Annotated in this window: 14 protein-coding genes; 1 reads left to right on the plus strand and 13 read right to left on the minus strand. The window is 66.1% G+C overall.

Annotated elements, in window-relative coordinates; genetic code table 11:
* Positions 1 to 11: 11 nt before the first annotated feature.
* On the plus strand, positions 12 to 527 hold the full coding sequence (locus CACI_RS42430; RefSeq protein ID WP_223297700.1) for a flavoprotein: 516 nt from the start codon (positions 12 to 14) through the stop codon (positions 525 to 527).
* 45 nt (positions 528 to 572) lie between these two features.
* Here CACI_RS42430 and CACI_RS50800 read toward each other — a convergent pair whose 3' ends face one another.
* The 13 genes from CACI_RS50800 to CACI_RS42490 all read right to left on the minus strand — a co-directional run bounded on the left by CACI_RS50800 (position 573) and on the right by CACI_RS42490 (position 11,902).
* Positions 573 to 1,436: a helix-turn-helix domain-containing protein gene (locus CACI_RS50800; RefSeq protein WP_015797135.1), complete on the minus strand. Its 864-nt coding sequence runs from the start codon at positions 1,434 to 1,436 to the stop codon at positions 573 to 575.
* A 183-nt stretch (positions 1,437 to 1,619) separates the two neighbouring features.
* Positions 1,620 to 3,347: an AfsR/SARP family transcriptional regulator gene (locus tag CACI_RS42435; protein ID WP_015797136.1), complete on the minus strand. Its 1,728-nt coding sequence runs from the start codon at positions 3,345 to 3,347 to the stop codon at positions 1,620 to 1,622.
* Complete coding sequence (locus tag CACI_RS42440) at positions 3,314 to 4,384, minus strand: LysM peptidoglycan-binding domain-containing protein (RefSeq protein WP_015797137.1); 1,071 nt, start codon at positions 4,382 to 4,384, stop codon at positions 3,314 to 3,316. Before CACI_RS42440 ends, CACI_RS42435 begins: the two co-directional genes overlap by 34 nt.
* Positions 4,381 to 4,809: a pilus assembly protein TadG-related protein gene (locus tag CACI_RS42445; RefSeq protein WP_015797138.1), complete on the minus strand. Its 429-nt coding sequence runs from the start codon at positions 4,807 to 4,809 to the stop codon at positions 4,381 to 4,383. Before CACI_RS42445 ends, CACI_RS42440 begins: the two co-directional genes overlap by 4 nt.
* Positions 4,806 to 5,192 carry a TadE/TadG family type IV pilus assembly protein gene (locus tag CACI_RS42450; protein WP_049871906.1) on the minus strand — a complete coding sequence of 129 codons (387 nt, stop codon included), beginning with the start codon at positions 5,190 to 5,192 and terminating at the stop codon, positions 4,806 to 4,808. The genes CACI_RS42445 and CACI_RS42450 overlap by 4 nt, the downstream gene beginning before the upstream one ends.
* Positions 5,193 to 5,226: 34 nt before the next feature.
* A complete protein-coding gene (locus tag CACI_RS42455; RefSeq protein WP_015797139.1) occupies positions 5,227 to 5,613 on the minus strand; it encodes a TadE/TadG family type IV pilus assembly protein in 387 nt (128 codons plus the stop codon).
* Positions 5,610 to 5,813 carry a hypothetical protein gene (locus CACI_RS42460; protein WP_015797140.1) on the minus strand — a complete coding sequence of 68 codons (204 nt, stop codon included), beginning with the start codon at positions 5,811 to 5,813 and terminating at the stop codon, positions 5,610 to 5,612. The genes CACI_RS42455 and CACI_RS42460 overlap by 4 nt, the downstream gene beginning before the upstream one ends.
* Before the next feature lie 29 nt (positions 5,814 to 5,842).
* A complete protein-coding gene (locus CACI_RS42465) occupies positions 5,843 to 6,685 on the minus strand; it encodes a type II secretion system F family protein (RefSeq protein WP_041543937.1) in 843 nt (280 codons plus the stop codon).
* Positions 6,685 to 7,257 (minus strand): type II secretion system F family protein, encoded by a 573-nt coding sequence (locus CACI_RS42470; RefSeq protein WP_049871907.1) that lies wholly within the window; start codon positions 7,255 to 7,257, stop codon positions 6,685 to 6,687. Before CACI_RS42470 ends, CACI_RS42465 begins: the two co-directional genes overlap by 1 nt.
* 299 nt (positions 7,258 to 7,556) lie before the next feature.
* Entirely contained in the window at positions 7,557 to 8,831 is a 1,275-nt protein-coding gene (locus CACI_RS42475; RefSeq protein ID WP_223297403.1) for a CpaF family protein, read from the minus strand.
* A gap of 17 nt (positions 8,832 to 8,848) precedes the next feature.
* Positions 8,849 to 9,544, minus strand: a complete 696-nt coding sequence (locus CACI_RS53320; protein ID WP_223297404.1) for an SAF domain-containing protein — start codon at positions 9,542 to 9,544, stop codon at positions 8,849 to 8,851.
* An 865-nt stretch (positions 9,545 to 10,409) separates the two neighbouring features.
* Positions 10,410 to 10,979, minus strand: coding sequence for a hypothetical protein (locus CACI_RS42485; protein WP_143765628.1), 570 nt, complete (start codon positions 10,977 to 10,979; stop codon positions 10,410 to 10,412).
* A 116-nt stretch (positions 10,980 to 11,095) separates the two neighbouring features.
* Positions 11,096 to 11,902, minus strand: a complete 807-nt coding sequence (locus tag CACI_RS42490; protein WP_015797147.1) for a GntR family transcriptional regulator — start codon at positions 11,900 to 11,902, stop codon at positions 11,096 to 11,098.
* Between the last annotated feature and the right edge of the window lie 154 nt (positions 11,903 to 12,056).

Consider the following 12,056-nt stretch of genomic DNA (forward strand, 5'->3'; position numbering starts at 1 on the left):
GAGTTCTCTATGTGATCCCGTGCGCGGCAGGTCCTGCACCGATGGTTGACCGGCTGGTGAAGCTGGCTCAGGCCGGCGGATGGGATGTGTGGCTGGCCCCGACCCCGAGCGCGATGGACTTCCTCGACGTGCCCAGTTTGGAGGCGCTGACGGGCCACCCGATTCGGGCTCGATACCGACAGCCGGGAGAGCTCGGGAAGTTGCCGATGGCCGACGCGGTGATCGTGGCACCTGCGACCTACAACACGATCAACAAGTGGGCGGCGGGCATCGCGGATACGCACGCCCTCGGGTTACTGGCGGAGCTGACGCCGTCCGGTATCCCGATCGCCGTGCTGCCCTTCGTCAACGCCTCCCTCGCGGCGAACCGGGTGTTCGGGCGTTCGGTGGAGTCCCTGAGAGAGGAGGGTGTCACGGTGCTCGTAGGCGACGGTGGGTTCATGCCACATCCGGCAGGGACCGGTGGTGATCGGCTGGAGACGTTCCCGTGGGAGCTGGCGTTTGAGGCTGTTGGGGGCCCACGCTGACGTGAATGAGCGGCATATGTGTCAGCGCCGAGCCACCTGGAGCCGTCAGCGGAGCTGAGCACGGGCAAGCTCGAACCCGACCCGGCCACCTTTCCTCAGAGCGGTCGGAGCGGCCTGGGGGCCGGCATGCGAGCAATCACCGCACAGCCCTTCAGCTCGCATCGGAACCCGACACTCAGCGCACTCATGCCACGTGACACCCAGCGCTTGCTTCGAACGCTCGGGCGGCATCTTCGCGGTGAGCCGGTGCCGGACCAGAGCGGCGGCCTGGTGCACTCGCGGCGGAAGCCCCGAGGTCAGAGCGCTGGTCACGTGACCCGGCGTCGCGCCTCTCGCCAGCCAGCGGTCAACGAGCGCTGCCAGCTCTCCAGCCTCGCCCGCAGCAAGATGAAGGCGCGGTTCGTCCTTGGCCACCTGCACGAGCAAGGAGAGGGCTCTTGAGAGTTCACCTCCCGCCCGCCCTGACGCCGAGGTGTCGGCGACTGGATCCGTCAGCGGGACCTGGGGAGGGAGGGAATCTTCTACCCCAGTCTCTTCGGTTTTGATTCCCGACTTCCCGCCGCCTGGCGTACCGGTTCCCGGCGAGACGGGCGCCGGTACCACCGGCCTTGATGCCCCTCCGCGGTCCGCAAAGACCTCGACTTGGGTGTGAATGCGGCCGTCATCATCACGAGTCTTCGCCCGCGTCATGTAGCCACGGGACTCCAGCTCATTCAGCGCGCGGGTGATCACACCGCGTCCCTCGACCGACTTGTTCGCCAGGGTCTTGACGTCCTCGCGGGCGCCGTCGGGAAGGGAAAGCAGGTAGGCCAGCAGGCCACGAGCCGCGAACGACAGCCCGTGATCACGCGCTGTGGCGTTCGGAACCTTCGTAAAGAACCCGGTTTGCCGGGTACCATGAACACGCATCGGGAGCTACTACTCCTTGTGCCACGCCCCGGGGTGTTACCAGCACCGCCGGGGTCTTTGTTTTGTTTTGTCGGTATCTACCGTAGCTTCGCAGGCCACGGAGATTCAAGTGAGCAACACGGATGAACCAGTGCGAAACCGGTTCATCGGGGCGAAATATGGACAGGCCGTTTCGATGGTGGACTAGCGGCCCTGCTGGCTGATAGTCCTCACAGCCGGCCGCAGCTCCTCTCCAACGAGCTGGTTGTAGAGGTCTCGGGACCCCTGGTCAACGTCCTCGTCTAACTCCTCCATATGGATGCTGAGTAACTCAAACGTGCGGCGGACACCAGTCGTATCGGCGACCGCCGCTTGCGTCCGCATGAGGCACTGGTACGTCTCGATGTTGTAGCGATCGACATCGATCGCGTTTTCGAGCAAGTGGATCGCATACGCGACGTCCGAGGGCTCGACGAGCTGCGCGAGCCGGTGGTAGGCATCCAACGCGCGGCGGCGCTGCTGTTCGCGGATGGGTTCGGCCCAGTCGGCTTCGATGAGCGGGAGAATCGGGCCACGGTAGAGGCGAACCGCCTCGGTGAGGTGGTCGACCTGTGTGGCTGGCTCTGCGGTGTTCGCGGCCGCAAGCGACCGTGTGAACAACTCGAGGTCGGTCGTGATCGCCGCTGCCTCGAATCGAAGCCGCTGGGTGCGCGGATCGTCGTCGACGAACGACGCATCGGTGAGGTCAGGCGACACGGCACGCAGGGCACGGCGGATCTCGGACAGCTCGGTGGAGAACTTGTGCCGGGTCTTGGTGGTGACCTCCAGGGCGAAGACCTCCTGAAGCAGGTACTCGCGAGGGGCGCCGGCCGGGTGCAGTGCGAGATAGGACAGCAGCGTCCGAAGCCGAGGGCGGAAACGACCGCTGATGTCGCAACCGTTGACGACGACGCCGAGGCCGTCAAAGACTTCGATGCGTACCGGTGGCTGCTGGAAGGGAGCGGGCTCGAAAACTCGGATCTTGGCTGCGGTTCGCTGTAGCGGAACCGTCGGCTGAGTTTCGGCCTCGGCTGGTGGGTGGGCCGCTGGTGTGGCTTGGTGGAGGACACCGAGGGCTTCTTGAGCCGTGGCGATCGACATATGGAAGGCACGGGTGCCGTCGAAGCTTGGTGCCGTTCCCTTGGCCTGGGTCGCGCCGTCGGCCTCTAGGCACACCTCGGACGCTCCAGAAAGCGGGCCGAGAACCACGGCGTGGATGTCGAGAGCGCGGCCAGCCTCGATCACGTCAGTGAGACGTACATCGTCAGCCTCAGTCGGCGGCAACGTGACCAGCAGAAGCGGCTGCATCAGGTGGTCGGACTTGAACCGCCGGACGTCCGCCGCATTGCGCAGCCCTAAGGACCGGAGCAGCGTCCGACGCTCGCTGATCTCGTCTTCGACATCGCTCAGGGCAGCCGAAAGGTCTACCCGAGTCTCGACGTGCGGCACGCCCGGCAGATCCGCGGTCCCGAATACGCACTCGGCGACGGCCGTCGTGGTGAGGACGCGAGTTGCGGTACCGCAGTCCGGAACTCCCTCGGCAGCCGACGCAGCCACGATGAACGCCCGAAGGGCGGCCTCCGCTCCATCCCCCTCAACCGACAAGCCACGGCGAGCAGCGTCCTCAGGCACGAACAGCACCGAATCGCCGCGGGGTCCGATGCCCCATGCAAGCTCAGTCGGCGCCTCCAGATCCTTGCGAGTCCTGGCTACTTCCTGCTCCGCTGACATTTTCAGAGTGGGCAGCCCATAGCCATCCGTGGACCGGTCAAGCAGTACAAGCGGTTCCGCAACAACCCACTCGGTGAGGTACGGGTCGTCTTCGTCCTGGACGTAACCGTGGTCTGGCGGCGCAAGGGTCAGCAGATGCGCACGTTCCAGCTCCGCGAGCACGTCCGCCCCACCCCACCGTCAGCAGGAACACCATCAAGCGGGATCGGGAACTGAGCACGAGCGCGAGCCCGCCGACGCAGACGACCCGCAGTCAGAGCCGCCGCGATGCCGGCCGCGAGTCCGATACCCACGTACCCGTCGGCTCCCAAGCTGATCGCGACGCGATCCCGAGGCGCGGCCTGCACCCGCCCCGCTTCCGCGAACGCCGCCGACTGCCGAGCCTCAGCCGATCGGTTTGGCTCGTTTGGACTCGTGGTCGGTGCGGTTGAAGAATGCTCGTCGTTGTTCGGGACGACATCACTGGCTTGCGGTACCTGGCTGGGCACATACGCAGGTCCCTGCTTGGCCGCGTCGGCTGCCACGGGCATCGTGAGCGTCCAGCCGGGCTGAACGACGTCGGGATTCGTCAGCACCAGACCGTCAGGCTGCGGGATGCCGACGTTCTTCTCATAGATCTCTGGCCAGCGGTTCGGGTCGCCGAGGTAGGTAGCTGCGATGTCCCACAGATTGTCGCCGCGCTCGACGACATGAACCCGAACCGTCTGCTCTCCAGCTTTGCTGGACTCGGCGCCAGGCACCGGCAAGCCTACGGCCGCCGGACGAGCATCCATCGAGCCCGAGGCGCCGACCAGCCCGACGGATGTCGCAGCCACGGCGCTACGGGGGACAAAGAGCGTCACCAGCAGCGCGGTGAGAAGGACCTGAACCACGCCGCCACCGACGAGGCTTCGAGTTCGGCCAGTCTGCGGCTGCCCGCCGTGCCGCACCCGGACGGCAGCACGAACCGCACCCGGGAGCTGCGCCGCAACCTGGACGATGAAGATCGCCCAGCAGGCCCAAAGCACATAGGCAAGCACAACGACGGCAGCACGATCATCGAACTGCCCGCTCTTCAGCCACCAGGCCATCCGCGCCGGAGAAGGCGCCTTGGCCGGAAGCGGGCTCCCGATATAAGCGAGCAGGACGTACGGCAGCCCGAGCACACTGGTGAGTAGGGCCGCGCCGGCCGCGCCAGACCGAAGGAATCGATTCGTCACGGCGTGCTCCCGGCGGGATTCGCGATCGACATCGCCGGAACCGCAGTGGCGGTCCCGGCGATGCTGAAGCTCTTGAGGCCGATCAGCCGGAGCAGCTCGGTGGGCTGTTGAAGCTTTACGGTGACCGTCACCAGGTTCGCGCTGGCGCTGACGGTCCCGCCCTCGCCAGCTCCGGCGAGGTACGAGCGAGCCGCGGCCTCAGCGCGCGTCGGATCCAGCGAGGGGCGGCCGCCATGGCGAAGCTCAACGGGGTCGAGCGCACCGGCGCCCGTTCGCGCCGCTTCCTCTGCGACAGCGAGCGCATGGACCCGGGCGTTCATGGCCAATCCGAGGTCCAGGACCAAGCCGGCGACCAGGAGCAACGCCGGAACGATGACAACGACGAAGGCGGTAGCGCTTCCGTCATCACGACGAAGGTCGATCATGTGATTCCTCGGTATTGATCGATCGGACTCGCCGCGTGGGAGTTCACGCCCACGACGCCCGGCAGGCCGAGGCCAGAGAGGCCGCTCATCGTGGCCGCGCACCTCACGGACACGCGGACCGAGCCACCCGGTCGAAAGTCGGTGGTGTCGGTGGTCACTGTGTAGGTGCCGCAGTTCGGTCCACCACCGCCGAGGTCCCCAGCAACCGCGCCACGCGCGACCGTCTGGGCGTCCTGCGACGACCGGGCGAGCGATGCTGCTCGCGCCGCGTCCTGCGCCGCGGAGTCGACACGGAGCCTCGTCTCGACAAGCCGCCCGCACACGACCACAAAAAGAAGAACACTGATCAGCACCGGAACCGCGAACACGGTCTGGACTGTCACGCTGCCATCGTCCGCAAGCCAATATCGCCGCACGTCAGCCCGCCGTCGTCAGACGCTCGACCGGCCCGGCGACCGAGACGTTCACTGGAAGGCTCAGAAAAGGCAGCACCTGCTGGGCCTGGCCGTGAATCGTCACGCGAGCCCGCTGCGCATCGCGGACCACGTCCACGCTTGAGTGCAGAACCAAGCGGCGTCCGGCTGCGGTCAAGAGCGCCTCCGCCTGCTCGCGACCGGCAACGGCGGTCCCTTCACTCACGCGAGCTGTCTGAAGTGCTTGAGCCGCGATGGCCTGGGCCGTGTGTGTCGCGTGCAGCCACACCCCGAACTGGACCACGGCCACGACGAGCAGGACCAGCAACGGCGCCATGAGCGTCATCTCGGCCGCTGCGGAGCCCTCGTCGTTCCGCCACGGCGACGTCACTGCCCCGTGATCTGGTTCGCGACCTTCCCGGCCTCGGTCACGATCGCGTCGCCGAAGAGCTTGCCGACGATCACCGCGATGGCGACGAAGATCCCGATCATGACGACGTTCTCGGCGATCCCGCTGCCTCGGTCGTCGTGGGCGAGCATGACCAGGCGGCCCCGCGCCTTGTCAGCCAAGCTGCGAATCTTCGCGATCATAGTTCTTCTCCCGTGTTGATTAGTGCTGGTCACAGCGCCGACAGGGCACTGGCCATGGCTGGATAACCGATGAGGACGAGGAAGCCGGTCATCAGCAGAGCGATCGGGACCGTCATGCGTTCGGTCGTGGCCGCCGCCTCGGCCTCCTCGTCGGCGAGGATCTTGGCGCGGATCGCCTCGGCCTTGGCAGCGAGCGAAGTGCGGATCTTCGCGCCTTCCGCCCCTGCCAGTTGCAGCGAAGCCGCCAGGTCGGTGATCTCCGCCAGTCCAAGAGTCGTGCCGAGCTCGGCAAAGACCTGGTGAATCGGCAAACGAGACAGGAATGCGACATCCAGTGCGTGGCGAAGACGCTCGAACGCCGGAGAGTCGCCGATCTCTGATGCTCCGCCCAGTGCCTGCTCGACGCCCGTACCGGCCGCGAGCGCATTGACGGTGACGTCCAGGAAGACCGACAGATCGGCGAGGGCATCAGCGCGGGCCTCCGCCGCCTTCGCTGTGGCGTCCGCATCGACGAGGTACCAGAAGACCCCGGCGACGGCGATCGAGAGAAAGCCTGTGAACGGCAGTGAAAAGTCGAGGACCGATTGAAGAAGCCAGGACAGCAGAAAGCCTGCGAGCGTGGCCGCTGTCTGAGCCGCAAGGTGGACCTCGGGGACGCGGTCCAAGACCACCAGGTCTCGCCGGATCGAGTCACGCGGCAATCCGAGAACGATCAGCTTTCGGGCGAGCGGCCGACCCATGCGCGCGAGCCACTCGGCGTCCGCGTACATGGTGTCGTCGGCGAGTTCGCATGTCGCCGAAGCCTCCGCCGGCAGCCGGAAGGCCAGCCACCCAACCATCAGTCCTGCGCCAAACAGTGCGCCTGCCAACATCACCACCACGATGGGGTCTCCTGTACATGGTCCATACGCGTCAGCAAGCGCTTCTTGGCTCGTGGCTTGGCCATACGCCAGAGCCAGACGTAGCCCGCAGCGAACAGTGCGAGACCACAGGCAAGAACGAACTGCCCGCTCGCAGAGCCGTAGGGGGACAGGAAGGATCGGTCCAGCACGAACAGCCCGGCGAGCATGCCAGCCGTCACGCACGTAACGATGCGGACGCTGGTACGAACCTGGACTCGAGCGGCTTGTGCGCGCTTACGCTGCGCAGCAAGCGTGCGAGCTGTAACGGCAAGCGAGCCCAGCAGCCCGGCCAGATCTTGCGCGCTGTTCCTGATCGCGTGGACCAAACAGACCACGACGATGTCCGCCGTCGGGTCGCGGAGCTCGTCAGCGAAGGTCACCAGGGCTGCGGCGAGATCTTGCTGATCATCGATCCGGCGAGCCAGCCCGCGGGCTTCTCCAGCAATTGCCTCTGGGGCAGCAGCGCATGACGAGCGAACGGCCTGGCCGATGCCTGACGCTGCGGACAACGTGTCACGCAGCATCTCCGTGAACGTCGCCACCGCTTCAGTGCGGGCGAGTTCTCTGGCCGTCGACCGATCGGGCCCGAGCAGGGCGGGAAGCCACCACGCCGCGAGACCACCGGCCAAAGCCGCGACAGGCCAGCCTGTGACCAGGCCAGTGGCGACGCCGGCGCCGATACATGCAGCCAGCTTCCGAGACTGGCCCTTCAGCCCGACCAGCGTGAACCGTCGGCCGAGTCTGAACCGTCGTGTCGGGGGCTTGGTACGAAACGCCGCGAATCCGCAAGCAAGGCCGAGACCCACCGTAGTACCGCAGAGCACTCCGATAGCTCCGACGTTCATCGGAGCCTCCGGAACGTCGCCGGGTCGAAGCCCGCGCGCTCCAGCTGCGCCAGCCGGGAAGGCGGAGTGGCCGGAACCGCGCGACGATCGGGACCAGGCCGGAAGATCTCGTTCGCGACCACCATCGCGCCGTCGGCGCCGGTGATTTCCAGAACCGACGACACAACACGTGTACCGTCTGGAGCCTGATCCAGCTGAACAACCAGGTGTAGAGCGTTCGCTACGAGCAAGTTGGTCGACGGCAGGTCAAGCCGCTCCGGAGCTTGCGCCGCGTACGCCGCGAGCTTGGCGAATACGCCCCTCGACGTCGAGGCGTGCAGTGTGGCCATGGAGCCGTCGTTGCCCTGCGACATCGCGTTGCACATAGGGATGACCTCGGCACCGCGAATCTCGCCGACGATGACTCGGTCCGGCGACATCCGCAGGCCCGCACGGACGAGTTCGGCTTGGGAGATGACCCCGCGGCCTTCGGAGTTCGCCTCGCGGGCCTGCATGGGGACGACGTCCCAGTGTCGGTCCGGGTCGGTGTCCAGGCCGAGTTCGAGGGCATCCTCGATGGTGACGAGCCGTTCTGTCGGGTCCATCTCAGAGGCGAGTGCGCGAAGCATGGTGGTCTTGCCCGCACCGGTCCCACCAGCAATAAGGATGTTGAGCTTCGCGCGGACAGCGGCCGAGAGGAACGCCGCAAGACCTGCGTCCACAGTGCCGAGAGCGACTAGATCCGACAAGGTCGCCTTCGGGTAGCGATGCCTGCGGACACTGATGCAGGGCCTCTTCGTCACCGCCATGACCGCGAACAGTCGTGAACCGTCGGGGAGCTGGAGCGACAGCATCGGGGCGCCCCGGTCGAACCGTCGCTCCTCGTGCCCGACGCGCGCGGCGGCCGTGCGGATCAGGTCGATCAGGTCCGCATCGCTGTCTGCGACGGGGAAGGCTCCGCGCTCCCGCCGGCCGTCAGAGAAACGGAGAAAGACCTGGTCGCTGCCTGTGGCATTGATGTTCTCGACATCCGGCATATCGAGGTACGGCTGGAGACCGCCCATCGCGCACAGGGCGTCAGTGACGGACTTCTCCAGCGCCGCGGCCTCATCCGCAAGTCCGGTCCCACTCCTCTGTCCAACTGCGGAAAGACGGATCCGGACTTCCGCTGCGATCAGCTCTTCGGCCAGTTCGCGGCGTCGAGCGGACGGAATGACCCCACCGGTTCGGTCCTGCTCCGCGCGCACGGTCAGCGAAAGTCTGCGGGCCACCACAGCGGTCACCTCGGCCACCGAGCCCAGCGATGGCGTCACAGCTGGCCGACCTCGTTCGGAGACACTTCCACCACCGACAACGAAGGCGCCTGCGTAACCTTCGGTGCCGCTTGGGCGTCGACGAGCAGCGTGACCACGGTGGTGCCGACAGAGTCTGCGGATCCAACCGACGTGACCACTGCATTGGACGCGAGAGCAACGGGGGCGGATGACGCCGACGCCACCGCAGCCACGTCAGGACCAGGCCAGACGTTTACGCGGTCCCCGACACCGAGCCGTGGTGGGAAGGCTCCGGCTTTCAGCGCCACCCCGATCACGGCCTGGCCTGGGGGCGGGAAGTCAGCCGTGCCGACCATGTGAGCCGTCAACAGCGTGCCGGCCGCGAGTGGCACCGCCGCCACGTGGCCGACGACTTCCGCTTCGTTGATCGAAGGCACCAAGCCCAGGTCCGACGCTGCACCGACCTTCACGATTTTGACGTCGTCCTGGGTGACAACCTGACCGGCGGCAATCGGCTGCGCGACGGCCAAGACCGGGGCTCGGCCGCTGATCTGCCAAGCCGCGACGGTGAACAGCACGGCGCCGGTGACCACCAGCGCGACCGAGGTCACGGCGTACGGAATCCGCACTCGGCTGGCGAGGCGCTCATGTGCTGTCGGCGCCCCGGCATCCGGGTCGGTCGGCGGCACACTACGAGCCGCGTCCTGCGAGGGAAACGCGATTTTGGACAAGGAGAACCCCACGAGACGTGCGAGAAGATGAGATCGCGTCAGTGAACCGACGTGACAAGGGCTTGCGACTCGGCAACGCGGACCGCTATCGACGACGTTGCGGCCAGATCCGGGAGCGTGCCGCTCTGACCGCCCCCGGTCCAGGTCACACGCCATGACTCTGTGACCCGCACTGTGAACTCGCCGCTCGACTCCGCATCCGATGCACGCCGGTAGACGTATCCACAGTCTGGGGATACTGAGGTGGCAGGCGTCGAGTCGGTGAACGGAGTTCCGGGCCCGGTGCAGGTCACGACGGATCCGTCACCCATATCCCATGTCAGCTTCTCCGGCGTGGCCGTCGCCGACGCCTGAAGACCTGGCACGTTCGCAGTCGCTGACAGCGGGTGCCAGTCAAGCGAGTCGGTCCACAGAAACATGGGGAAGTTCACCCACTGCGGGACGCCGTCACGGGGACTCGTGTTCATAGCCGGCGCCGGAAGATGGATCTCCTTCGCCGCCGCCTGCGCGACATCCCCTGGCGACATCGTGGGCGTCGGCACCCACGTCTCAAGGTCGTTCTTCGGGATAGCTGTGAGGTTCTGCTGGTCGGAACTGTCTTGGCATCGCCACTGGTACCAGGAGCCAGCGGCTCCACCAGAGTTTCCACTGGGCTGCCCGCCATGGGACGGATCAGGAACCAATGCGCAGTCGTGGATGGGCGCCCCGCCCCGAGAGTTGCCCTTTTGAGGCGATGTCTCAGCCTGCCGCGCAGATACGTAGACCGTCCGCCCTGCTTCGCTGACTCCACCCCAAGAGCTGTCTTGCGAGCCGTCCTCGAACCGCAGTCCCGCAACGACGGTGGCGACGATCAGGGCCGCCCCGCTCATCGGCACGAACCCACTTGATAGATGTGAAGATCGTAAACACGCCACACGCCTCCCACCTCACGGATGTGGGCGAGGACGTGTTGAAGCCCTCCGCGGCTGCCGCCCTTGGTGCTCACCGGCGAACCATCGGACGCCTTGAAGTCGAGGTAGTCGGTCGTGTCGGCGCAGTCGTCAACTTGCGCAGCAGGCGGTACGGCCGTGAGGTCGAGACTCGTCACGGATGGCGCGAGCTTCAGATGGCCCTTCGCCACGATCCCGTCACGGCGGCTGCGCTCGATGTCACCGCTGATGAGAGCCAGCGCCTGGTCAGATGCATGTCGCGACAGGTTGGCGCCGTGGTCGGCCGGATTGAAGGCAGCCGACTGCCAGTCACCCATCAGCCCGAAGTAGGCCTGCAGTACGGACTGCCGAGCCGCGTCGTCGACCGAGGTGGATCCGGTCGGTGAGGCCACCGTGGACGGGCCCGCGCTGGCCTTGCTGGCTGGCTGAAGCGCGCGGACGTTATGGCCCGCTCCACCACATCCGGCGATAACCAGAAAGACAGGGAGTAGCACGCCAACGCTCACACGGCGAACCGGTCTCGCAGGCATTCACACTCCCGAATCAGCAGGTCAGCTCGACTCGGGTCGTCATCGCCGAGCCAATACATGTCATATCAGGCATATGACATGCTCCCGTATGCCTATGATCCGGAATGCAAAAGGTTCACTCTTTTGAGGGACCTCTGAACATCAGAACTCTCACGCGAAATAACCGCGAGAATCGCCAGAAGCGTGGCAGCGCCCGTCACCTTCCGGCGTTCGACCAACTGTGGAAGTTCGGAAAGGGGGATCCACTCCGCGACCTGCCCGCGAGCCTCGTCGGTTTGCTCCTGCGCCACAGCCTGGGCCGAACCGACGAACAACACCTGCAAAGCGTCAGCAACATCCGCGAGCGGCTGGAACTCGATTACGTGGTGAAGAACAGTCGGCTTGACGTTCGCAGCGGCACGAACGCTGCGGGCCGCGGCCAGGGCTGGATCTTCATCCCCCTCAACGACCTCGGCCGGCAGTTCCCACGATCCTTCGCTCGTCGCGTCACGTTGACGCCAGACCAGAAGAAGCCGGCCATCCTCGCTGATGACTGCCGTCGTCACCGTACGAGGGGCACGCAGAACGTAAGCCTGCCTTCGCCGACCCGCTGGTGACCTGAGGTCCCGGCGTTCGACATCGAAGCTCCGGCCCTCCACGACGATCTCTGACGACCGCACCTTCCACCGTTCGACCACGGGATCGGAACGGCGCGGCTGACAAACGAAATAGCCTCGCCCGTGCTCAGAACGGACGTTCCCATCGGCGATCAGCTTCGCGAGCGCCGCCCGGACGGTATTTCTGCTCGCCCCGAGCTGCTCGATCAGCGTCCGCTCCGACGGTAGCCGCTGTTCGGGCGCCAAGGTGCCGTCAGCAAGCCAGCCGCGTAGCGTCGTCTCGACGTCTGCCGCAGTGCCCATCTATCCTCATCATCCCGAATTGCTCGATCAGCGCGAATCGCAGCTTACGGGTCGATGCCGCACCGGGCGGGTAGCGGCCAGTCCCCACCTCGAACTTTGGCTGGACGGAACCCGCGTCCGGCGCCTCGCCGCCGATCGAGGGCAGAAGGCCTGA

The sequence above is a fragment of the Catenulispora acidiphila DSM 44928 genome, from assembly GCF_000024025.1.
Classification (GTDB): domain Bacteria; phylum Actinomycetota; class Actinomycetes; order Streptomycetales; family Catenulisporaceae; genus Catenulispora; species Catenulispora acidiphila.

Coding starts and splice junctions, on each gene's coding strand:
- CACI_RS50800 (WP_015797135.1), bottom strand. CDS start 1,436: ATGCGTGTTCATGGTACCCGGCAAACCGGGTTCTTTACGAAGGTTCCG.
- CACI_RS42445 (WP_015797138.1), bottom strand. CDS start 4,809: ATGATCGACCTTCGTCGTGATGACGGAAGCGCTACCGCCTTCGTCGTT.
- CACI_RS42460 (WP_015797140.1), bottom strand. CDS start 5,813: ATGATCGCGAAGATTCGCAGCTTGGCTGACAAGGCGCGGGGCCGCCTG.
- CACI_RS42465 (WP_041543937.1), bottom strand. CDS start 6,685: ATGTTGGCAGGCGCACTGTTTGGCGCAGGACTGATGGTTGGGTGGCTG.
- CACI_RS42490 (WP_015797147.1), bottom strand. CDS start 11,902: ATGGGCACTGCGGCAGACGTCGAGACGACGCTACGCGGCTGGCTTGCT.